Origin of the sequence: Actinoplanes cyaneus, assembly GCF_016862095.1 — a bacterium.
Classification (GTDB): Bacteria; Actinomycetota; Actinomycetes; order Mycobacteriales; family Micromonosporaceae; genus Actinoplanes; species Actinoplanes cyaneus.
The window spans coordinates 45,426-67,749 of sequence record NZ_BOMH01000010.1; the positions used below are offsets into that span (position 1 = coordinate 45,426).

Annotated in this window: 15 protein-coding genes; 8 read left to right on the forward strand and 7 right to left on the reverse strand. The window is 70.5% G+C overall.

The features are described 5' to 3' along the window. Window positions 1-375 precede the first annotated feature (375 nt). Window positions 376-2,550, reverse strand: coding sequence for a glycoside hydrolase family 3 C-terminal domain-containing protein (locus Acy02nite_RS06950; RefSeq protein ID WP_203738978.1), 2,175 nt, complete (start codon window positions 2,548-2,550; stop codon window positions 376-378). A gap of 157 nt (window positions 2,551-2,707) precedes the next feature. Here Acy02nite_RS06950 and Acy02nite_RS06955 point away from each other — a divergent pair, with 157 nt between their 5' ends. Beyond that, window positions 2,708-3,364, forward strand: coding sequence for a TetR/AcrR family transcriptional regulator (locus Acy02nite_RS06955; RefSeq protein WP_203738979.1), 657 nt, complete (start codon window positions 2,708-2,710; stop codon window positions 3,362-3,364). On the opposite strand, the gene Acy02nite_RS06960 is transcribed toward Acy02nite_RS06955, so the two are convergent. Continuing rightward, on the reverse strand, window positions 3,339-4,175 hold the full coding sequence (locus tag Acy02nite_RS06960) for an oxidoreductase (RefSeq protein WP_203738980.1): 837 nt from the start codon (window positions 4,173-4,175) through the stop codon (window positions 3,339-3,341). The genes Acy02nite_RS06955 and Acy02nite_RS06960 overlap by 26 nt on opposite strands. A 107-nt stretch (window positions 4,176-4,282) precedes the next feature. Here Acy02nite_RS06960 and Acy02nite_RS06965 point away from each other — a divergent pair, with 107 nt between their 5' ends. Then, window positions 4,283-5,185, forward strand: coding sequence for a LysR family transcriptional regulator (locus Acy02nite_RS06965; RefSeq protein WP_203738981.1), 903 nt, complete (start codon window positions 4,283-4,285; stop codon window positions 5,183-5,185). Window positions 5,186-5,228: 43 nt separating this feature from the next. Here Acy02nite_RS06965 and Acy02nite_RS06970 read toward each other — a convergent pair whose 3' ends face one another. Genes Acy02nite_RS06970 through Acy02nite_RS06980 form a run of 3 tightly spaced genes read right to left on the reverse strand, consistent with a single transcriptional unit; the run spans window position 5,229 to window position 7,165 of the window. Continuing rightward, window positions 5,229-6,449, reverse strand: a complete 1,221-nt coding sequence (locus Acy02nite_RS06970; RefSeq protein WP_203738982.1) for an NYN domain-containing protein — start codon at window positions 6,447-6,449, stop codon at window positions 5,229-5,231. 45 nt (window positions 6,450-6,494) lie between these two features. Continuing rightward, the gene (locus Acy02nite_RS06975; protein WP_203738983.1) at window positions 6,495-6,764 is read right to left on the reverse strand and encodes a GlsB/YeaQ/YmgE family stress response membrane protein; all 270 of its coding nucleotides are present in this window, start codon (window positions 6,762-6,764) and stop codon (window positions 6,495-6,497) included. Window positions 6,765-6,781: 17 nt separating this feature from the next. Next, window positions 6,782-7,165 carry a YccF domain-containing protein gene (locus tag Acy02nite_RS06980; RefSeq protein WP_203738984.1) on the reverse strand — a complete coding sequence of 128 codons (384 nt, stop codon included), beginning with the start codon at window positions 7,163-7,165 and terminating at the stop codon, window positions 6,782-6,784. A 95-nt stretch (window positions 7,166-7,260) separates the two neighbouring features. On the opposite strand from Acy02nite_RS06980, the gene Acy02nite_RS06985 reads away from it, so the two are divergent. Further along, window positions 7,261-7,764, forward strand: coding sequence for a hypothetical protein (locus Acy02nite_RS06985; protein WP_203738985.1), 504 nt, complete (start codon window positions 7,261-7,263; stop codon window positions 7,762-7,764). A gap of 148 nt (window positions 7,765-7,912) precedes the next feature. On the opposite strand, the gene Acy02nite_RS06990 is transcribed toward Acy02nite_RS06985, so the two are convergent. Both Acy02nite_RS06990 and Acy02nite_RS06995 read right to left on the reverse strand, forming a co-directional pair. Further along, window positions 7,913-10,021, reverse strand: coding sequence for a sigma-70 family RNA polymerase sigma factor (locus Acy02nite_RS06990; RefSeq protein WP_203738986.1), 2,109 nt, complete (start codon window positions 10,019-10,021; stop codon window positions 7,913-7,915). Window positions 10,022-10,143: 122 nt separating this feature from the next. After that, window positions 10,144-11,412, reverse strand: coding sequence for an alpha-hydroxy-acid oxidizing protein (locus tag Acy02nite_RS06995; protein ID WP_203738987.1), 1,269 nt, complete (start codon window positions 11,410-11,412; stop codon window positions 10,144-10,146). 46 nt (window positions 11,413-11,458) lie between these two features. Here Acy02nite_RS06995 and Acy02nite_RS07000 point away from each other — a divergent pair, with 46 nt between their 5' ends. From Acy02nite_RS07000 to Acy02nite_RS07020, 5 genes are all read left to right on the forward strand, one after another. Continuing rightward, window positions 11,459-12,955 (forward strand): DNA polymerase IV, encoded by a 1,497-nt coding sequence (locus Acy02nite_RS07000; RefSeq protein WP_203738988.1) that lies wholly within the window; start codon window positions 11,459-11,461, stop codon window positions 12,953-12,955. A gap of 341 nt (window positions 12,956-13,296) precedes the next feature. Further along, on the forward strand, window positions 13,297-18,108 hold the full coding sequence (locus Acy02nite_RS07005) for an RHS repeat domain-containing protein (protein WP_203738989.1): 4,812 nt from the start codon (window positions 13,297-13,299) through the stop codon (window positions 18,106-18,108). Between the two features lie 13 nt (window positions 18,109-18,121). Continuing rightward, complete coding sequence (locus Acy02nite_RS07010) at window positions 18,122-18,469, forward strand: hypothetical protein (protein ID WP_203738990.1); 348 nt, start codon at window positions 18,122-18,124, stop codon at window positions 18,467-18,469. Window positions 18,470-18,710: 241 nt separating this feature from the next. Then, window positions 18,711-20,465, forward strand: a complete 1,755-nt coding sequence (gene ctaD / locus Acy02nite_RS07015; protein ID WP_203738991.1) for an aa3-type cytochrome oxidase subunit I — start codon at window positions 18,711-18,713, stop codon at window positions 20,463-20,465. A gap of 125 nt (window positions 20,466-20,590) precedes the next feature. After that, window positions 20,591-22,060, forward strand: coding sequence for a hypothetical protein (locus Acy02nite_RS07020; protein WP_203738992.1), 1,470 nt, complete (start codon window positions 20,591-20,593; stop codon window positions 22,058-22,060). The last annotated feature ends 264 nt before the right edge of the window (window positions 22,061-22,324 follow it).

Genomic DNA, 22,324 nt, shown 5'->3' on the forward strand with positions numbered 1-22,324 from the left:
CACACTATGGCAACCCGTTACAGCAAAGTGGCTCGCCACCATGTAGTTGCGAGCCACTTCCAAGATCAACTTCAAGATCTTCATTGCCCCTCTCCGCCGGGGTACGGACCGTCGCTCCCGCGGGGACCCTCCCGGGCTTCGCAGGCCGCTGGGGCGGCCAGAACGCGAAGCCCGCGAGGGCGACGTCCGTGGGTGGTCCCGGTCCGGCTCCAACCCCGCCCGGCCTCAACCCGGCCCGGCCGGGCTCGGCTCGGCTTCGGCTCACGGGCAGTGGGAAGTGCGGGCCCTGCCTCGACTGAGGGGCGGCGGAAGCGCCGGCTGCGGGACAGCGCGAAGCCCCGGCCCGCATCGGGCCGGGGCTTCGGGACGGATCGGCTAGTCGTTGGCGGCTTTGACCAGGCCGGCGAGCGCGTCCCCGGTGAACGGACTGCCCGGAAACATCGCCATCCGGCTCAGCGGCAGGCTGTTCAGCATCATCAGCATCCCCGGGTCGGAGGCCATCGCGGCCATCGTCGAGTCGCCGGCCCCGGCCGCCGCCGCGGCGAACAGCTCACCCAGCAGCGCGGCGCCGCGCGGGTCGGCGAACCACTCGCCGACGCTGGAATCCGCGGTCAGGGGCACCCGCACCTCGTCGCCGTCGACGTGCCGGGTCACTGTCGCCCGGATGTCGCGGGACGAGGCGCCGACCTCGAAGACGTAGTCCCCGTCCTCGACGACCCACCGCCCGAGCCGGGTGTCCCAGTACGCCAGGTCGTCACGGTCGACGTGCAGCACGACCTCGACGGTCTCGCCGGCCGCGATCGCCACGTTCGCGAACGCCTTCAGCTCGCGCGGGGCGCGCCGCACCTTCGAGCCCGGCAGCGAGGCGTAGACCTGGACGACCTCGCGCCCGTCGGCCGAGCCGGTGTTGGTCACCGGAACCCGGACCTCCAGCCCGTCCCCGGCCACGGATCCGTAGGAGAACGTCGTGTAGGAGAGCCCGAACCCGAACGGGTACGCCACCGGGGTCTCCCGCGCGTCGAACCCGCGGTAACCCACGTGCAACCCCTCGCCGTACCGGACGTGCCCGTGCTCCCCGGGAAAGTCCAGGTAGGACGGGTGGTCGGCGAGCTTGACCGGGATCGTCTCGGTGAGCCGCCCGGACGGGTTGACCCGCCCGAAGAGCACGTCGGCGATCGCGCTGCCACCGGCCTGCCCGAGCAGCCAGCCCTCCACGATCGCCGGGACCTGTGACTCCCAGCCGCTGGTGAGCAGCACCGCGCCGTTGGAGAGCACCACGACGGTGTTCGGGTTGACCGCGGCGACCTGCTCGATCAGCGCGAGGTGCTCGGCGGGGAGGTCGAGCGAGTCGCGGTCGGCGCCCTCGGTCTCGTGCACGCTGCCCACGAAGACCAGCGCCACGTCACTGGCCCGGGCGAGCTCGACGGCCTCGGCGGGATCGTCGTAGCCCGCCGCGAACGTCACGGCGGCGCTGGTCGAGGCCTGGATCTGGGTCAGCGCGTCGTCCAACCGGGTCGGCGTGATCTGCGAGCTGCCCCCGCCCTGGTAGCGCGGGGTCCGTGCGAACTCGCCGAGCACCGCGATCGTCTGCCCCTCGGCGCGCAGCGGGAGCAGACCGCCGTCGTTCTTCAGCAGCACGATCGCCCGTCCGGCGATCTCCCTGGCCAGGGCGTGGTGCGCGGCCGCGTCGTAGCTTCCGGTCTCGCGCTTCCCGGCCTTCACGATCAGGTCCCGTACGCGTTCTGCCGACGTCCGCAGAGCGGCGCCGTCGAGCGTTCCCGCCTCGACCGCCTCGACCAGCGCCCGGTCACCGGTGGCGTCCGGCCCGGGCATCGCCAGGTCCAGCCCCGCGCGGACCGCCGCCACCCGGTCGACGACTGCGCCCCAATCGGAGACGACCAGGCCCTCGAAGCCCCACTCGCCGCGCAGCACGTCGGTGAGCAGCCAGCGATTCTGGCTCGCGTAGACCCCGTTGATCCGGTTGTAGGCGCACATCACGGTCCACGGCTGCGCCTTCGTCACGACCCGGTGGAACGCCCGCAGATACATCTCCCGCAGCGTGCGCTCGTCGACGTCGGCGCTGATCCGCATCCGGTCGGTCTCCTGGTTGTTCACCGCGAAGTGCTTGAGCGACGCGCCGACCCCCTTGCTCTGCAGGCCGCGCACCCACTCGGTGGCGAGCGCGCCGGTCAGGATCGGGTCCTCGGAGAAGTACTCGAAGTTGCGGCCGCCGAGCGGGCTGCGCTTCAGGTTGACGCCCGGCCCGAGCAGCACGGCCACGTCCATGGCCCGGCACTCGTCGCCCAGCGCCTCACCCATCCGGCGCAGCAGCTCCGGATCCCAGGTGGAGGCGCTCGCCACGGCGGGCGGGAAGCAGGTGGCCGGGACGCCGGCCAGCAGGTCGCCCTCGGAGGCCTGCACCCGGACCCCGTGCGGACCGTCGGTCACCGTGATCACCGGAAGGCCCGCCGACTCGACACCGGTGGTGTGCCAGAAGTCGCTGCCGCTGGTGAGCGCCGCCTGGTCAGCGACGCTGAGCTCGGAAGTCATGGGATCGGCCGCCCTTACTGAGTACCTAGTAGGTATTAACTACTTGGTAACATAACCTCGGCCCGGGCCGCGGGCAAGAGGCTGCTGGATGGGAAGAGTCTGTGAACAGCACATCCATGAGGAACCCGGCGAACGGCGCACCTGCTGGGACTGCGCGGTGAACGACGCACCGCTGCGCCGCCGCGACCGCGCGCGGCTGCCCGCCGCCGAACGCCGCCGCCAGATCCTCGACGTGACCACCCGCCTGATCGCCGAGCGCGGCTTCTGGGGCCTGTCGATGCAGGACGTCGCGGACGGCTGCGGCCTGACCGTCCCCGGCCTGCTGCACCACGTCGGCTCGAAGGACAACCTGCTCGTCGCCGTCCTGGAACTGCGCGACGAGGAAGATCACCGGGCACTGGCCGCCGCACTCGGCCGCCCCGTCGACGAACTGGCCGGCATCGTCCCGCTCCCGGAGATCTGCCTGACCCTGGTCCGGCGCAACGCCGGCCAGCCCGAGATCGTCCGGCTCTTCGCGGTGCTGGAAGCGGAGTCGCTCGCCCCCGCCCACCCCGCCCACCGGTACTTCCAGGCGCGCCAGGAGAGCACGATCAACGCCATGACGCTGCTGGCGCGGGCCCACGGCGTACCGAATCCGGAGATCCTGGCCCGGCAGGTGATGGCGCTGATGGACGGCCTGCAGATCCAGTGGCTGCGCGACCCCGCGGGCATCGACCTGGTCGCCACCTGGACCGCGGCCGCCGACGCCCTCTTCGCGAGAGGTGCGACTCCTGGGCGTGCCGGCGCCGTCAATCCAGATCTGTCGAACGGCTGAGCTTCTCCCACCTTGCCAACTCGGCCCGCAGCAGCTCGTGGTGTGCGGTGAGGTGGTCCACCGCGTCGTTGCCGAGTGCCAGCCGCAGCGGTGGCTCAGTGCTGCCGAGCGCCTCCAGAATGGCTCGCGCCGCCTTGACGGGGTCGCCTGGCTGGGCGCCGTCCATGGCGTCGACGGCGGCACGGGTGGACGCCGTCGACACGGCGTAATCCTCGATGATCCGCGATCTGTGCATCCGGTGGCCGCCGAACTCGGTCCGGAACGCTCCCGGCTCCACGATCAGGACCCGGACACCGAACGGTGCGACCTCCGCCGCAAGTGCTTCGGACAGGCCCTCCAGCGCGAACTTCGCCGAGCAGTAGGCTCCGAAGCCCGGCATGCTCAACTGCCCGCCCATCGAGCTGAGCTGAACGATCGCCCCGCTGCGCTGGGCACGCATGTGCGGCAGGGCGGCCTTGGTCACCGCGACAGCACCGAAGAACATCACGTCCATCAGAGCTCGTAGTTCGGCAAGGTCGAGTTCCTCGACGGCGCCGACGCTACCGTGGCCGGCATTGTTCACCAGCACGTCGATGCGGCCGAACTCGGCGATCGTCTGCTCGACCGCGGCAAGCGCCTGCGCATCGTCGGTGACATCCAGCGGCGCCGTCCGCACCCGGCCCTGCCCGATGGTGATCAGATCGTCCAGTTGCCGCGGTCGGCGCGCGGTGGCCATCACCCGATCTCCTGCGGCGAGAGCCGCCAGCACCAGTTCTCGACCGAATCCGGCCGAAGCGCCCGTGATCAACCAGACACGGCCCGTCTCCGTCATCGCCACCCTCACTCCCACATGGACCGTCCACGTCTCGGAGCTACCTTGCCCAACCGCACTGGAAGGCCGCCAACACAGCCTTCCTTCAGCGGTTACAGTCTGAGCCTGTGACCGTTGAGTTGCGGCAACTGCGCTACTTCGCCGCCGTGGCCGAACACCTCAGCTTCAGCCGCGCCGCGAAGCACCTGAACCTGGCTCAACAATCGCTGTCGCAGCAGATCAGAGCCCTCGAACGCGGTCTCGGGGTGCGCCTGTTCGACCGTGACACCCGCGGCACCCGGCTGACCGCCGCCGGACAGGCGTTCCTGCCGGAAGCACGCGCCGTCCTCGCCCGCTGCGACACTGCCGTCCTCGTGGCGCGGCGCGCGGGCCGCGGTGAGACCGGCCACCTCAATGTGGCGTTCCTTACCTCGACCGCCAACTACATGCTGCCGCCGGTCGTGCGGGCCATGCGTGAGCGGTTCCCCGATCTCGAGCTGACGACCTATGACGTACCGATCGATGAGCTCGTCGCGGGGTTGCGTACCGGGCGCTTCGACGCCGCGTTCAGCCGCCCGCCGCTGGTGCCGGACGTGGCGACCCGAGTACTTGCTGTCGAACCGGTCTGCGCGGTGCTGCCTGCCGGGCACCCACTCGCCGGCCGCGACGTGATCCACCTGTCCGACCTCGGCACCGAGAACTGGGTGCTCACGCCGCGAGACTCGTGGCCGCCCTGGCACGCCAAGTACGACCGGGACTTCGCGGCTGCTGGATTCACTCCCCGGGTTGTCCAGCGTGCGGCCGGCGTGCCGAATCTGCTCGGCCTCGTCGCGGCAGGCGTCGGAGTGACCCGCCTCGCCCGATCGGCCCGCAGCATCCGCCGCACCGGGGTCGTGTTCGTGCCGCTGGCCGACGACCACGCCGAAACCGTCGTCGCATGGATGCACAGCCATGAAGGACCGGTACTGCGGAACCTCCTCGACGTCACCGCCACCTTGACGGGAACCGCGAACCTCACCTCCGAGGGCTGAGCATCCACCTCGGTCCTCGGTCCTCGGTCCTGTGGACGACCCGTCAGGCTCCCAGCCAGGCGCGGACCTCGGCGATATCCTCCTCGCTGAGCGCGATGGCCGCCGCCTCCGCCCGGTTCAGCACGTTGTCCGCGAACGCCGACGCGATCTCCACGGCCTGCGGCGGCGGCTGGCGGTAGAGCGGCGCCCCGCCGAACGCCGTCCCCCGGGTGACGAACGCGATCGCGCTGCGGCTCACGTCGACGCCCTGGGAGGCGAGCTGGTCGCGGGCCCACCGGGTCGCCTCGGTCAGGTTGAAGTGGTGCCCGGCCGCGTAGTCGGCCAGCGCCTGGTAGATCGGCGGCCACATCTCCATGGCCAGCCGCGGCAGGCTGAGCAGCGCGGAGAGGCGGCCGACCGGCTCCGGCGCGGGGCCGGTGGCGACTCCGGACTCCGGCGCTTCGTGACGTGCGGAGTCCCAGAGGAAGTGGTTGGAGAACTTCGCGTTCGGCAGGGACAGGCTCTCCAGCGCGCGGACGAACCCGCCGTTGCCGAACCAGTTCGTCTCGTCGACGCTGGGGCCGAGCTGACGGCGCAGGTCGTGGGCGAGCGACGCCAGGTTGAGCGGGCCACCGGCCGCTGTGTAGCGCCAGCTGACCAGGTCACGGAACTGCTCGTAGGAGACCGGCGTCGCCGGGTCCACCGGCGTGACCGAATCCTCGTCGCTCTCCACCGGCTCGCCCTGGACGAGCTCGAGCAGCTCCTGGCTGGTGATCAGTCGGTCGGCGACCGCGATGAACGCCTCGGCCGCGTCCGACGGCGAGACGATCGTGGTGCGTCGGTCGGCGCGGCGAAGACGTACCAGCAAGGGGGTCATGTCCGAATCGCCGGAGGCGATGACGAACTCCTCGAACGTGACCGGGTCGGCGACCGCGTCGACGGCGTCGACGACCATCCGGATGTCAGCGGCGTTCTTGGTGTGGGTCAGGCGCGGGCAGTCGATCACCTCGAAGCCGGCGTTGACGAAGAACGGCCGGAACTGCGAGTAGTAGAGCCGCGGCTGGGCGGCCTCGGTGTCCGGGTTCGGCACCCAACCGCCGGGGTTCATGTAGCAGCGCAGGATCAGCCAGCGGCGCGGGCCGTCGACGGTCAGCGACGTGGTCAGGCGGACCAACCACGCGGCCGGGTCCTTGGCGAACTGGATCGCCACGTCCGGGTCCTGCTTGATCAGTCCGCTGAACACGTTGTCGAAGTCCAGATAGAGTGCGGCGCGTACGCGGGCCATGACCGAAAACCTACCGTGCCCGCGCCGCGCCCGCGTTCAAGTGCTCTACAGCCGGCGTCGCCGTCCCGCGCCGGAGACCAGCGCCACGCCCAGCGCCGCGAGTCCCACCTGCAGAATCAGCTCGATCCAGTCGATGCCGTCGGTGTCGGCGACGCCGAGAGCCACCGCCACGAACGTGCCGGCCAGCCCCGCGACGACGCCGACCAGCAGCGTCACCCAGATCGGCAGGCTCTGCTTACCGGGCAGGACGAGGCGCCCCAGCGCGCCGATGATCAGGCCGAAGACGATGGCGGTGAAAATGCCGTTGATCTCCATTGTCGAACCCCTATCTGTCAGGGCACGTCCACGATCTCCCGGCCCAGCGGCCAGAACGCCACCGGCACCAGCTTGAAGTTCGCGACCCCGAACGGGATGCCGATGATCGTCACACACTGCGCGATGCCGATCACGATGTGGTGCAGCGCGATCCACCAGCCGAACAGGACCACCCAGAGGATGTTCGCCAGGCCGGAGGCGACCCCGGCGCCCGGACGGGCCACGACGGTACGCCCGAACGGGGCCAGCGAGTAGACCGCGATCCGCGCGGCGGCGACGCCGAACGGGATCGTGACGACCAGGGCGAAACAGATCAGGGCCGCGAGACCGTAGCCGAGCGCCATGAGGAAGCCGCTGCCGAAGATGAACCAGAGGACGTTGAGGATGAAACGCACAGGCACAGCATGAGCCCGGGTTGCCACCCTTAGGGGTACGCCCGGACCGTGTCGCACAAGCGGGACGCCCGGCCGGTCGCCGGATCCCGTTGAGTGCTGCCGTGCAACTCGCCCACGTGCTCGACGTCCTGCAGGAGCTCCATGCCGTGAGCGATCACCCGGAGCTCGCCGCGGTGGAGCGTTTCGGCGCCGACGCCATGCCCGGCGGGCCGTCGCCGGCGGGCCTGCGGCTGCGCTACGAGACCGGCTCGTTCGCCTATCTCTGGGGCGCGGTCTGGGCGGGGGAGACGGCCATGACCGTGCCGGCGGACCTTCCCCCGCCGTCGCGGCGCGCCTCCCGGGCCGTGGTCTTCGCCGCGCAGCTGCTCGACGCCGCCCGCCCCGGCGTGTTCCGCAGCTGGGAGCTGGTCGCGCTGCGCGATCTGGGCCCGGCCGACGCGCGCGGCAAGGTCCCGCTGGGCTTGCGGATCACCTGCGCCGACGGTACGTCGTTCCTGCTGCGAGCCACGTCGGCCGGTGGCCCCACGCGCGAGCCGGACACGGAGCCCCACCCGTCCTACCGCCTCCCCCTCACCGCCGGGCAGCCGGCTGGCGCTGAGGGCTGAAGCCCGCCCCCGAAACAGCCGTCAGTGCCAGCCGAGGTCGCGCGGCTGGTGCTCACGGTTGGGATCCGGGCCGGAGGCAACCGTGAGTGCCAGCCGGAACCCGCCGGCGGAGCGGATGGCCGGGCCGCGGCCGGGCGTGGCCGTCGCGTCAGCCGCCGCTCATCGACGCGCCCGCGCCGTTCGCCGTCGCCAGGAACGTGGTGCCGGGCAGGGCCCCACCGCCCGTACGGGAACCCTCGGCAACCGTGGGGTCAGCGGACCGGAAGGTGACCGCCTCGCCCTGCCACGAGTTGTGGGTCTGCCGCGCCGAGGCGGAAAGTCCCTGCTCACCCTGGGTGTTGCCGACCGCGACGTCGTATCGCAGGATGGCCGGGGCGGTCGTGATCGCGAAACCCAGGCCCGTGTTCCGGTACGCCGTGTTGTTACCGAGCGTCAGCGCCGCGGTGTTCCCCTCGTCGACGAAACCGTGCCCGTCGTTGTTCCACGCCGCGTTGTGCCGGATCGTATGGGTGGCCGCCGCCGACGGGGTGCCGCCGCCGATCGCGAAACCGTTCGCGCCGTTGCGGAACGACCAGTTGGACTGCACCGTCACCGCGTCCCTGAAGTCGCCGAGGTTGATCCCGTCGCCGCCGTTGCGGAACGCCCGGTTGCCGCGCAACTGGTTCCCGGCACCGTCGCCGAACTGCACGGCCAGGCCGGACCCCTTGTTGTCGGAGAAATCGCTGTCCAGCACCTGGTTGCCCACGGTCCCCGGGTCGCGCAGCATCAGGCCGGAGCTGCCGCTGCCGCGGATCGTGAGGCGCCGGAGGACGACGTTGCGGCACCCACTGCAGACGTACGCCTGAGCGGGCGCCCCGGTGATCTCCAAGCCCTGGACGGTCCAGTAGGCGGCCGTCTGCGTGATCGCCCACTTGTCCGCCGGGACGCCCGACATGTCCAGGACGGGACGTTCGCCGCTGTAGCCGGTGAGCGTGATCCGTTTCGCGGCGGTGCCGCTCGTGGTGATCTCGATCGGACTCGTGACCCGGTAGGTGCCGCCGCGCAGAGCGATCGTCCGGCCGGGCTGCACGACGGCGACGGCCTTGCCGAGCGAGGCGAAGGGGTGTTCCGCGCTGCCGTCGCCGCTGTCCGACCCGGAGGGCGAGACGTAGATGTCGGCCGCTGCCGCCGCGGGCGCCCTCGTCGGGGTGGCACTGGCGCGCGGGCCGGGATTCTGCGCGGGCGTGGTGGCGGTGGCCACGGGCGGTGCGGCCGACAGCGGCGCCTCCGGATCCGCGGGGGAGTGGTGGACCGCGTACGCGAATCCGCCGCCTGCCACGGCCGTCACGGTCACCGCCACCAGCGCCTTGTTCTGCAACGCCGCGACCAGCGCGGTCCCCTTCGCCGTGGTGACCATGGCCGGCGCGGCCGATCCGCTGTGGATCGCCGCCTGCAGCGCCGCGGTCAGCGCGATCGGCACCGGCAGCGCGACCGCTCCGAGCAGCAGCCGCTCCGGCGGGACCAGGCTGTTCCGACAGGTGCGGCACTGCGCGCAGTCGCGCACGTGCCGGGCCAGACGCTTGCGCCAGACCGAGTCGGTGGTGCCGTCCCAGGGCCGGACGAGTTGCGAGAGGCCGGTGCAGGGCGGCTTGGCGCGCAGTGCCCGGACCACGCCGCGCGCCAGGTCCACCTGCGCTTTCATCCGCTGCACCCGGACCGAGGCGTGTTTGGGCGCGACGCCCAGCGTGGCGGCGAGCTCGGCCCGGGTGAGCCGCCCGGACGCCTCCTGCCACCAGAGCGCGAGCAGCTCCCGGTCGGCGTCGTCGAGCCAGCGGCCGGCCTCGGCCAGTTCCCGGCGCTGCTCGGTGACGACCAGTTCGGAGGCGGTCCGCTCGGCGAAGTCGCTCGCCGGGTCGGGCACGTCGACGGGCTCCGGGTGGCGGCGCAGCAGCGTCATCTTGCGGGACCGCAGATGCATCTGGAGCTGCCGGTACGCGATGGCGACCAACCATGATCGGAATCGGTCGGGCTGGCGGAGCGCGGTGAGGCCGCGGATCGCCTTGAGCATCGTCTCCTGGACGATGTCGTCGACGTCCGGGTGCCCGTCGAGGGCCCGCCCGACGATGTTGTAGATCAGCGGGAGGTGCCCGGTGACGAGCTCGTCGAGGGCGGCGGGATCACCGGCTTGCGCGTCCCGGACCAGACGCGTGGTGTCCCGCGCGAGCGTCGTCCGAGTCTCCGCCACCGTCCCGCTCCGCCACGTCAGATTGATGGTCATGTCTGTTCCGGGGCCGCTGGCTGCGACGATGTGACCCGCTCCGAGATCGAGGCGTATCGTGGCACGCCGTTCCGGGGGTCGTCAATCGGCGGCTGGGAGCGCGCCCACGACGTGCCGCCCGATCAGCGCGGGGTCTCCGTGAGCGTCTGCCGGGTGATGTCCGCGATGGTCCGGGTCCCGGCCAGCGCCATCGTCAGGTCCAGCTCGGCGATCACGTTACGGATCACCTCGGCGACCCCGTGCGCGCCGGCCAGCGCGAAACCGTAGAGATGCGGCCGGCCGAGCAGCACGGCGTCGGCGCCGAGGGCCAGGGCGGTGAACACGTCCGCGCCGGTGCGGATGCCGCTGTCGAACAGCAGCGTCGGTTCCGGCCCCAGCTCGGCCCGGATCGCGGTGAGCGCGTCCAGCGACGCCACCGCGTTGTCCACCTGCCGCCCGCCGTGGTTCGAGACCACTATCGCGTCGACGCCGAGGTCGAACGCCCGCCGCGCGTCCTCCGGATCAAGGATGCCTTTCAGCACGACCGGAAGACTCGTCCGCCGTCGCAACGTCGCCAGGTGCTCCCAGCTCAACCCGGGGTTGGAGTAGATGTCGAGGAACGTCTCCACGCTCGCGCGGGGTGCCGGCGAGCGCAGGTTCGCCCAGAACGGGCCGGGGTGGTTGCGCGACATCGCGATCAGCGCCCGGATCGCGCCGGGCGTCACCTTCGGCCGTTCCCGCGGCTGCCTCGCCCGTTCGGCGGCGATCTCCCGGAACACCGGGTCCGACGTGTACTGCGCGATGCCGAGCCCCTTGGCGAACGGCAGCGATCCCAGGTTCAGATCCTGCGGCCGCCAGCCCAGCACCGTGGTGTCCAGGGTCACCACCAGTGCGCCCGCGCCGATCGCCTCGGCGCGCCGGATCAGGCTGTCGACGAGCCGCTCGTCGGAGCTCCAGTAGAGCTGGAACCACCGCGGCGTGTCGCCCATCGCGGCCGCGCACTCCTCCATCGGGTTGCAGCCCTGATTCGAGAAGATGTACGGCGTCCCGGTCGCGGCCGCCCCGGCGGCGATCGCGAGGTCGCTGTCCCGGCCCATCAGCGCGCCGGCGCCGACCGGCGCGAGCAGCAGCGGGCTGGGCAGGCGCGTGCCCAGCAGCTCGGCGGACAGGTCCCGGTCCACCGCTCCGGCCGCCATCCGCGGGACGATCGCCCAGCGGTCGAAGGCCTCCCGGTTGCGTCGCATGGTCCGGCCCTCACCCGCGCCGCCGGCCACGTAGGCCCAGGCCTCGGCGCTGCTCACCTTCCGGGCGCGGCGTTCCAGCTCGGCGAAGTCGGCCGGCACGACCGGGCGGCGCCCGAGCGTGCCCGCGCGGTAGATCGTCGACTGACGGGACAGTCCGGCGTCGGGCATCACGAGGCTCCTCGAATTGTCGTACCGCGTGCGTAGGCTGCGGATCGTGAGGGGGGATCCGAGCATTCTGCACGTCGACCTGGACGCGATGTTCGCCGCTGTCGAGCAGCGTGACAAGCCCTCGCTGCGTGGCAAGCCGGTCGTCGTGGGCGGGGTGGCCGGGCGGGGCGTGGTCTCCACCGCGTCGTACGAGGCGCGGGTCTTCGGGGTGCGCTCCGCCATGCCGATGGCCCAGGCGCGCCGCCTCGCCCCGTGGTCCACCGCCTATCTCTCCCCGCGCTTCGCCGCCTACAAGCGCACCAGCGAGGTCGTGATGCGCCTGCTCGGTGAGGTGTCCCCGCTGATCGAGCAGGTCAGCATCGACGAGGCGTATGTTGATCTCGCCGCCACCGGCACCGACCTGAGCGTCGACGGCGTGACCGCCCTCGCCCTGGAGCTGAAGGCGCGGATCGCCACCGCGACCGGCGGGGTCACCGGCTCGATCGGGGCGGCCTCGTCCAAGCTGCTCGCCAAGATCGGGTCGGACCTGAACAAGCCGGACGGGCTGACCGTCGTCCCGCCCGGCGAGGAGCTGGCATTCCTGCACCCGCTGCCGGTGAACCGGCTCGGCGGTGTCGGCCCCGCCACCGAGCAGCGACTGCACCGCTCCGGCGTCCGGACCATCGGCGACCTGGCCGCGGTGTCGCTGGAGCACCTGATCGACTGGTTCGGCCAGTCCCACGGCGCGGGCCTGTTCCGCCTGGCCCGCGCGCAGGACGACCGTCCGGTGATCAGCGAGCGCGAGGCGAAGTCGGTCTCCGCCGAGGAGACGTTCGGCATCGACGTCACCGACCCGGTCCGGCTCAAGCGCGAGCTGGATCTGCTCTCCGCCCGGGTCGCCGGGCGCCTGCGCTCGGGCGGCCTGGCCGGCCGCACCGTCAACATCAAGGTGCGCCACGGCGACTTCACGACGGTGACCAGGGCGTTCACCCGCGACCACCCGACCGACGACGGCCGCCTGGTCGCTCAGCTCGCCCGCCGCCTGCTTTCCGAGGTCGACACGTCCGGCGGCATCCGCCTGCTCGGGGTCGGCGTCTCCACCCTGACCGACTTCGCCCAGGACGACCTCTTCAGCGAGACGCAGCACGCCGCCGACCTCTTCCCGGTGCTGCCCGTCGCCGGCATCTCCGACGAGCCGGCCATGATCGCGGCCCCGCCGCCCGCCGCGATCCTGTCTGCCGTTCCCGCGGACGGCCCGGCGCCCGTCACGTCCGGGCCGTCGTCCCCGGAGTCTTCGAAGTCCCCGGAGTTCCCCGCTCCGGAGGGGTCCGGCGTCGCGCAGACCGGAGCGGAGCCCGGAACCGAGGACGGGCCGGTGGCGTGGCGGCCGGGGCAGGACGTGCTGCACGACGAGATGGGCGCCGGCTGGGTGCAGGGCAGCGGGCTCGGGCGGGTCACGATTCGCTTCGAGGGCCCGCTGACCGTGCGGGGTCCGGTGCGCACGTTCGCCGTCGACGATCCCCGCCTGCATCCCACCGACCCGCCGTCCTGGGTGATTTCGTAGCTTGGCGCTGTCGTGTCCTCTTTGGACGGCTTGTCCAGGTTGATCATGGCTACCCCGGCGATCATCGATGAAACGTGTCCGGATTTCGGAATCCGATAACAGGCTTCGCGGATTTCCGCCGCCTAAGTGATGAAGGCAACACTGCAGATCTTTGCTGCATGTAAATCATCTGGGTCGCTACGGCGCGTCCCGGCTCTCGTGCGTACGCGCTAGTTATGTCCACATTGATCCCTCTCCTTGCGGGATCGCGGTTACCAAAAGTAATCGTTGTCTTCCTTCGGGTATGTGACTTAACTGTTGGCGATCATCAATGTCTACCGGGATCCCTTGGAGGTCCGGCGATGAGTCATGCCCTTTTCCGATCACCCTCGAGACGCCGCTCGCGCGGCGCCGCCACCGTCGCGCTCGTGATGGTCGCGGCCACCGTGCCGGCCGTCTCCCGGCCGACCGTCGCGGCCGCCGCGCCACCGGCCGCACCGGCCGCACCGGCGCCGGCCGCACTGGACTGCACCGCCCCCGCCCCGGACGAGACGAACGCCATGGCCGCGGCCCGGGCCTGCGGCAGGCCGGTGGAGAACCTATCGGCGCGGTCGGAGACCCAGGATGTCTTCGCGAACGCTGACGGCACCTGGACGGCGAAGATCTACGCCGGGCCGGTCCGGATGCGGGACGCGGCCGGAGCCTGGACACCGATCGATCTGACCATGCGGGCGGAGGCGAATGGTCAGGTGGCGCCGGTCGCGCATCCGGGCGGCCTGCGGTTGTCCGGCAAGGCCGGCGACGGCGAGCACGAGCTGCTGAGCGTCGAGGCCGGCGGCAAGCGGGTCAGCATCGCCTGGAACGGGGCGCTCGCCGAGCCGGTCCTTTCCGGCAACCGGGCCACCTACCCGGAGGTGCGGCCCGGCGTCGACCTGGTCGTCGAGGCGTCGACAACCGGGGTGGAGCAGTTCTTCGTCGTGAAGAACGCGGCGGCGGCCGCCAATGTGGCCACCCTGCGGCTCCCGGTGCTCGCGCCCGGTCTGACCAGCAAGTCCGACGGCTCCGGCGGACTGGTGTTCACCGACGGCAAGGGCAAGACGGTCGGCACGTCGCCGACCCCGGAGATGTGGGACGCCACGATCGACCCGGCCACCGGCGGCCCGAAGCGCGTCACCAAGGTCCCGGTGAAGCAGAAGGCGCGCCAGGCGGGCGGCACCGACCTGACGCTGAGCCCGGCGAAGGACTTCTTCACCGACCCGGCGACCGTGTACCCGGTGGTCGTGGACCCGCAGATCAACCCGCTGGGCGTCACCTTCGACACGTACGTGAAGGAGGGCGACACGGTCGACCGGTCCGGGAGCAACGACCTGCAGCTCGGCCTGACCTCGGGCAACGTCGCCCGGTCGTTCATCGGCTGGAACACCGGTGTCCTGCTGGGCCGCCAGGTCACCGCCGCCACCTTCAACTTCTACAACTGGTACTCCCAGTCGTGCACCGCGGCGCAGTGGGAGGTGTGGACCACTGACGCGGCGACGTCGGCGACCCGCTGGGGCAGCCAGCCGGCCTGGCGGACCAAGGAGGTGACCAGCACCGCCACGAAGGGCTTCAACTCCTCGTGCAAGGACGGCTGGGTCTCGGTCAACGGACTCTCCTTCCTGCAGCGTGCGGTGACGGCGAACAAGTCCACGGCGTTCATGGGCCTGAAGGCCACCGACGAGACGTCGGTGAACAGCATCGGCTTCAAGCAGATCCGCTCGAGCCAGCCGGCCGCCACGGACCAGCAGGGCCAGCAGCCGTACGCGGTGGTCACCTACAACAGCTACCCGAACGCGCTGGACGCCACCAAGCTGCAGCCGGGTGACGCCACCGAGACCGGCACCCGTACGCCGGAGATGAAGGGTGTCTTCAGCGACCCGGACGGCGGCACCGGACGCGTCGACTTCGAGGTCTACGACCGCACCGGCGCCACCCTGAAGACGTCGGGCTCCGGCACCACGGTGTCGAACGGCAGCGAATCCGTCTGGACCGTGCCGAGCGGCAAACTGGACGCCAACACCACGTACAAGTGGCGGGCCCGCGGCCACGACGGCAGCCTGGCCGGCCCGTGGTCGGAGTGGCGGTTCATGACCACCTCGGACGGCTCGCCCGCCGGTGAGCAGCGCCGCTTCTCCTTCCAGGACCAGGACCTCACCGACCGGCTCCAGCTCAAGGTCAACGTCGCCAACGGCAACCTGCTGCTGCAGAACACCGACCTGCAGATCCACGGCACCGGACTGGATCTGACCCTGGACCGCTACTACAACTCCCGCTCCACGGCCACCTCGACGCTCGGCAAGGGCTGGACGCTCGGCACCGCGCAGGACGTCAAGCTGGCGTTCTCCAAGACCGACCACGCGACCGCGGACATCACCTACCACGCGCCGACCGGGTTCACCGCCAAGTTCATCAACTCGGCGAGCAACACCTGGAACACACCGTCCAGCCTGGACGCCAAACTGACCCGCAACACCACCGACGGCGAGTTCCGGCTCAAGTTCGACAAGAGCGAGGCGAGCTTCTACTTCGCCGACTCGACCGGGCGCCTGCTCCGCAGCGTCGACAAGAACAAGAACAAGATCACTTTCGGGTACGACGGCAGCGGCAACGTCACCACGATCACCGACAGCCAGGACCGGGTGACCACGCTCGCGTACGCCTCGGGCCGGCTCACCTCGGTGACCGACCCGGCGAACCGGCGGATCGGCTACGGCTACGACGGCTCGCAGAACCTGCAGACGGTGACCGACTCGGCCGGCGGCACCACCCGCTTCGACTACACCGGCGACCGGCTCACGAAGATCACCACGCCGGAGGGCCGGGTCACCAACCTCGGCTACGAGCCGGACACGTCCCGCATGATCGACTACTTCGAGCAGGTCAGCCCGGGCGGCGACCCGGACAGCGCCCGCTACACGTTCACCTACTCGGCGGGCAAGACCGAGGTCACCTCGCCGAGCGGCAACGCCACCGGCTCCACCACCGACGGCATCACCACGCACACCTACGAGACCCGTGACCGGGTCACCGAGGTGAAGGACCCGCTCGGCCACAAGCAGGGCAAGAAGTACAACGCCGACGACAACGTGGAGACCAACACCGACGCGCTGACCAACACCACCTCGTTCGGCTACGACCCGAACACCAACAATCTCACCTCGATCGGTATCGCCACCGGCGCGAAGGGCAATCTGTCCTACAACAACACCTCGCACCCCAACGCGCCCAGCGGCTCCTCCGACCCGCAGGGCAACAGCATGAGCTACTCGTACGACGCGGCCGGCAACAAGACCGCGACGGAGAGCGCGCAGTACCCGGGCAAGAAGATCGACGAGTCCGAGTACAACGACAACGGCACGGTCAAATGGCGCGAGGACGGCAAGGACGTCAAGACCAACTACTCGTACGACGCCAAGGGCAACCTGACCAAGGTCGACAACCCGGCGCCGCTCGGTGACATCGCCATCGTTCCCGACCCGCTCTCCCGGATGAGCGAGCAGACCGACGGCAAGGGGCAGAAGACCAAGTACACCTACGACCAGCTCGACCGGCCCGACCGGGTCACCTATCAGGACGGCACCGTCGTCGACTACGACTACGACCGGGACGGCAACCTGATCCGGCTGACCGACCCGACCGGCATCACGTCGTTCAGCTACGACGGGTTCGGCCGGCAGACCACCAAGCAGGCGCCGGGCGCCGCGCCGCTGACCTACCAGTACGACCGCAACGGCAATCTGACCCGGTTCATCGATGCGGGCGGCGCGGTGACGTACGCCTACAACGAGGCGAACCTGCTGACCTCCATGCAGGAGCCCGGCGCGTCCGGACAGGTGACCTTCACCTACGACGACAACAACCGGCGCCGGTTCATGTACCTGCCGACCTCGCCACGGATCACCGTCGAGATGAAGTACGACAAGTCCGGCCGCCAGACGTCGATCGTCGCGACCAACGACTCGTCCGGTGCGAAGCTCAGCTCGTTCTCCTACGACTACACCAAGAACGGGGTGGACACGGCGCTCCGGCAGTCGGTGACCGACCTGTCCGGCACCACGACCTACTCGTACGACAAGCTCAACCGGCTCACCAAGGCGACGGCGCCGAACTGGTCGCGCAGCTACGACTACGACGAGAACTTCAACCGCACCTCGAAGACCGAGGACGGCACCACCACGTCGTACGACTACAACGACGCGCACCAGCTGACCAAGGGCGGGTCGACGACCTACTCCTACGACGCCGACGGCAACCTCACCAACTCGTCGTCGGGCTGGAGGCTGGGCTACAACGCGGTCAACAGCCAGACGACGACGATCACCGCTCCGGGTAAGCCGGAGCACCAGCCGCTGCAGTACGGGGGTGCGGACCAGACCGAACGGCGGCGGGCCGGCAGCGTCACCTACGGCACGTCGTCGCTGGGCGTGTCGTCGGCGACCTCGCTGCAGTCCTACAACGTCACCACCGGCGCGGGTCAGGACGACATGGAGCCGTCTCCTGGCACGTCGAGTTTCTACACCCGGGACAGCGGGGGGAACCTGATCAGTTTGGTGGCCAACGGGGCGCGGTATTACTACCTGGTCGACGGACTGGGATCGGTGGTCGGTTTGGTGAACGGCAGCGCGCAGAAGGTCAACTCGTACAGCTACGACCCGTACGGCAACCAGCTGTCGGTGTCGCAGCAGGTCGCCAACCCCTGGCGCTACGCCAGCGGCTTCTATGACGGGCCCACCGGGTTGACCAAGTTCGGCGCTCGCTACTACGACCCGGGCCTGGGCCGCTTCTCCCAGCGAGACCCGTCGGGCAGGGACCTGCCGTACGCCTACGCCGGAGCCAATCCGGCGAACAACACCGACCCCACCGGCTTGGACAACGACTCCATGGCCAACGATGCCTTCGGCCTGCTCGCGGGTGGTCTGATCGGGCTGGGCGTCAGCGCCTTCGCGTCGATGTTCGTCGGGCCGCTCATCGGAGGCGCGATCGGCGGCTGCATCGGTGGCATGGTGGGCACCGCCATCTCACAGCACGGGGACGTCAACGCCGGGGGTTTGGGACTCAACTGCTTCGCCGGAGCAGTGGTCGGCTTGGCTGGAGGCATCTTCGTCAAGGGCGGATATCGTGGCGGACCTCTCAAGTAGGACAGCGAAGTTCGTGGCAGCGGCGCTGTTGGCGATCGGCTGGGCCAGCATCGTGGTGTTGCTGGGCTGGTTGCTCTACCCCGCCATGGGATCTGGGCCTTGGATCGCACTGGGAGCGTTGACGGTGATCGGCGCGGTCGTATGGCGCCGGCGCAACGATTCCTGGCGTGTCGCGCTGTCCCCGCAGCAGAACCGGTTCCTTCTGCTGATCGGCGGATACATGCTCGCGATGTGGGTGGTGGTGTGTCTATTCGCTGCCACGATGGAGGTATGGGCTCCACCCCAGCTCATCGCGTTGCTTCCGGTAATGCCTGTCTGCCTGATCGGGGTAGGACTTCTGGGAAGGCGAGCGGACCGATAGCGGCGCGCCGCTGGATGAGCGAGCTATGAAGACGTGGTGGGCCGCGGTGAATACCGCGGCCCACCACGTCTCTGAACCAGTTTCCGGATGGTGGATGGTGACCCTGCTTCCGACTGGTTGCCGGATTGTGCGGATGGCGCCTGCCGGCAGGGTTGACCGGAAATGGGGGCTGTGGCGTGGGTTGGCAAGGGCATTGGGGGGGAGTACGAACGGATCGAGCGCATCCTGAGCAGGAGGCCCCATGACCACCGTCGTGCCGCGCCCGGTGCGGACCCGTCCCTGGCCGGTTCGCCGGCAGGTGCGCGGCTCGTGGCTGGCCCGCACCATCCGCACCACCGATGCCAAGCAGATCGGCATCATGTACATGGTCACGGCGTTCGCCTGGTTCGTCGTCGGCGGGCTCCTCGCTCTGATCATGCGCACCGAGCTGGCCCGTCCCGGCATGCAGTTTCTCTCGCCTGAGCAGTACAACCAGATGTTCACCATGCACGGCACGATCATGTTGCTGTTCTTCGCGACACCGATCGTGTTCGCCTTCGCGAACTTCGTCGTCCCGATCCAGATCGGCGCGCCGGACGTGGCGTTCCCGCGGCTCAACGCGTTCGCGTACTGGCTCTACCTGTTCGGTGGCCTGATCGCCCTGGGCGGCTTCGTCACGCCCGGCGGCGCGGCCGATTTCGGCTGGACTGCCTATGTGCCGCTCAGCGGCGGCATGCACTCGCCGGGCGTCGGCGGCAACATGTGGGTCGTCGGGCTGGCGATCTCCGGCCTCGGCACGATTCTCGGCGGCGTCAACATGATCACGACGATCCTGTGCCTGCGCGCGCCCGGGATGACCATGTTCCGCATGCCGATCATGACGTGGAACATCCTGCTCACCAGCGTGCTGGTGATCCTGGTCTTCCCGTTCCTGGCGGCGGCGCTGTTCGCCCTCGCGGCCGACCGCATCCTGGGCGCCGAGGTGTTCAACGTGGACACCGGCGGCCCGATGCTCTGGCAGCACCTGTTCTGGTTCTTCGGCCATCCCGAGGTGTACGTCGTCGCGCTCCCGTTCTTCGGCATCATCACCGAGGTCATCCCGGTGTTCAGCCGCAAGCCCGTGTTCGGGTACAAACCGCTGGTCGCGGCCACGCTGCTGATCTCCGGGCTGTCGATGAGCGTCTGGGCGCACCACATGTTCGCCACCGGCCAGGTGCTGCTGCCGTTCTTCAGCCTGCTCAGCTACCTGATCGCGGTGCCGACCGGGATGAAGTTCTTCGTCTGGATCGGCACCATGTGGCGCGGGCAGCTCTCGTTCGAGTCGCCGATGCTGTTCGCGATCGGCTTCCTGGTGACGTTCCTGCTCGGCGGGCTGACCGGGGTGCTGCTGGCGTCGCCGCCGGTCGACTTCCACGTGCACGACTCGTACTTCGTCGTGGCGCACTTCCACTACGTGCTGTTCGGGACGATCGTGTTCGCGGTCTTCTCCGGGATCTACTTCTGGTTCCCGAAGATGTTCGGGCGGATGCTCGACGACCGGCTCGGCAAGGTCCACTTCTGGCTGACCTTCATCGGCTTCCACACCACGTTCCTGGTGCAGCACTGGCTGGGCAACGAGGGCATGGCCCGGCGGTACGCGGACTACCTGCCCGGCGACGGCTTCACCACGCTGAACACCGTCTCGACGATCGGCTCGTTCATCCTCGGGGCGGCGACGCTGCCGTTCCTCTACAACGTGTGGAAGTCGTACCGGGCGGGGGAGACGGTGAGCGTGGACGACCCGTGGGGACACGGGAACTCGCTGGAGTGGGCCACCTCGTGCCCGCCCCCGCTGCGCAACTTCGACCGGATGCCGCGGATCAGGTCGGAACGGCCGGCGTTCGACGCGAAGTTCCCGCATCTCTCGGTGGAGGGCCGCGGCGGGACACCGGAGGAGGGTTCACTGGTGCACGGGGAGGATCTGTCCGAGGAGCGCGCGGCGGCCGGCGGCACGGACCGCCGGGACGATTCGGACTAATCAGCAGATAGGCGCATTTGACGGTGTGCGCGGATGGTGAGCGACTGTCACGGCGACCGTAGCCGGACTCGGGGTCGATCCGATGAAACGTCGGACACTTCCTCCTATGTCCGGAAGGAACCCTCATGTCGTTCGCCCGTCGCCAGGTCCCCCAGCCGCGCCGTCCCCACGGCGCCGCGCCGGCCGCCGCCGCAGCCCTCGCCGTCGTGGCGCTGGCCGTGCCCGCGACCCCCGCGTCAGCCACCGGGACCGCCTGCACCATCGGGCGATTCAGCGCCACGTCCCAGGCCGACCTCGCGAAGATCACCGTCCTGGACCCCAGCCCGCTCGCCCCGGGCCTGCCCGCGCTCGCCGACGTCCGGCTCGCCCCGGCCCGCGGCGACGTCCTCGCGAGCGACCGCGCCGGCCGGTCCGTGGCCACCGCCGGTTACGCCGACGCGAAGCTGCTCGGCATGAAGCTCCCCGGCCTGCCCCCGCCGCACGCGGTCGCCAACCACGCGGCCCCCGGCGGGCCACCCGGCCCGGTCAGCGTCGCGCTCACCGCCCTGAACGCCGGCGGCCTCGCCACCGCACGACTCGGCAAGGCCACCGCCGAGGCGACCTGGACCGACAAGTACCACTGCGGCAGGACCGGCCCGCTCACCCGCGCCGCCACCATGATCGAGGGACTGAGCGTGCTCGGCGGCGCCGGCACCGCCCCGGCGATGCAGGCGGTCAGCGACCTCACCCACGCCACCAGCAGGACCAGCCTGCTCGAGGTCGGCCCGACCGGCTCCACCCAGAGCGCGACCGACGTCGTCGGGCTCGGTGGCGGGCGGATCGGCGTACGCGCGGGGGCCGGTGTCTCCCTCGGTGACCTGACCCTGTTCGGCGGCACCCCGCAGGAGATCACCGCCAAGGTGGTCAACCAGCCGACGCTCGAGGTCGTCGCCGCGGGCGACCGCAGGCACTCGTCGGTCACCTACCGGCCGGCGGTCCTGTCGGTGACGGCGGCCGGCAAGCCCGTGACCGGATTGGACAGCTCCCACTCCAGCGTCTCGCTGAGCCTGCTCGGCAAGCTCGCCGCGGACCGGCCGGCCTCCCTGCTCTCGGTCCGGCTCTCCCTGGGCGAGTCCCATCAGAAGATCACCGACGCTGGCGTACGGGCGCAAGCAGCCGCCCTCCGCGTCGAGGTGAAACTGGGCTCGGCGCACCTGCTGGACGTCGCGCTCGGCCACCTGTCGGCGGTGGTAACCGCCCCGTGCCGCATCGGCGCGACGGTCCCGCGCGACCAGGCCCCCGCGGGCGACGAGCCCACGGACGACGCGCCGTCCGACGATGCCCCGTCCGACGATGCCCCCGGCTCGGACGAGCCGGTCGACCAGCCGCTCCCGGCGCACCACTCCTCCTCCCCGGCCACCCCGGCGTCGTCCGGCCCGCCGGTCGCGGCGGCGGGCAACCCGGCCACCGGCGCGCCCGGCTCCGGTGACCTCGCCCTGACCGGCGCGAACGCGGCCGCCGTCGGCTTCACCGGCATCGGCCTGGTGGCAGGCGGTCTGGCGGCCCTCCTCCTGTCCCGCCGCCGCCGGACCGGTGCCCACGCCGCCGGCCGCTGACCCGCTGATCCCGGTGGGCCCACGGTGAGTCCCTGCCGCGGCGCGAACGATTCCGGAACCGTGCGGTTGTTGCCTTCCGCACTCCGGCATGGTTGGGTCCGCGTCTACCGAGAAAGTCGCTCTGCCCCGCCGGGCGGGGACTCGCGGACCGATGGGGGTCGGCCCGCGAATCCGCCCGGCACCCCGCTCCGGCGGTCGGCCACCGCCCCTCGAGGAGGGGATTCGCTCCGGTGGCCGGCCGCCGGTGTCCGTTGCGGCGCGTCG

What these genes read in the sequence shown, in the direction of transcription:
- Acy02nite_RS06950 (WP_203738978.1), bottom strand. Translation starts at nt 2,550, where the DNA reads ATGACTTCCGAGCTCAGCGTCGCTGACCAGGCGGCGCTCACCAGCGGC.
- Acy02nite_RS06990 (WP_203738986.1), bottom strand. Translation starts at nt 10,021, where the DNA reads ATGACCATCAATCTGACGTGGCGGAGCGGGACGGTGGCGGAGACTCGG.
- Acy02nite_RS06970 (WP_203738982.1), bottom strand. Translation starts at nt 6,449, where the DNA reads ATGGCCCGCGTACGCGCCGCACTCTATCTGGACTTCGACAACGTGTTC.
- Acy02nite_RS07005 (WP_203738989.1), top strand. Translation starts at nt 13,297, where the DNA reads ATGAGTCATGCCCTTTTCCGATCACCCTCGAGACGCCGCTCGCGCGGC.
- Acy02nite_RS07020 (WP_203738992.1), top strand. Translation starts at nt 20,591, where the DNA reads ATGTCGTTCGCCCGTCGCCAGGTCCCCCAGCCGCGCCGTCCCCACGGC.
- Acy02nite_RS06960 (WP_203738980.1), bottom strand. Translation starts at nt 4,175, where the DNA reads ATGACGGAGACGGGCCGTGTCTGGTTGATCACGGGCGCTTCGGCCGGA.
- ctaD (WP_203738991.1), top strand. Translation starts at nt 18,711, where the DNA reads ATGACCACCGTCGTGCCGCGCCCGGTGCGGACCCGTCCCTGGCCGGTT.
- Acy02nite_RS06975 (WP_203738983.1), bottom strand. Translation starts at nt 6,764, where the DNA reads ATGGAGATCAACGGCATTTTCACCGCCATCGTCTTCGGCCTGATCATC.
- Acy02nite_RS06995 (WP_203738987.1), bottom strand. Translation starts at nt 11,412, where the DNA reads ATGCCCGACGCCGGACTGTCCCGTCAGTCGACGATCTACCGCGCGGGC.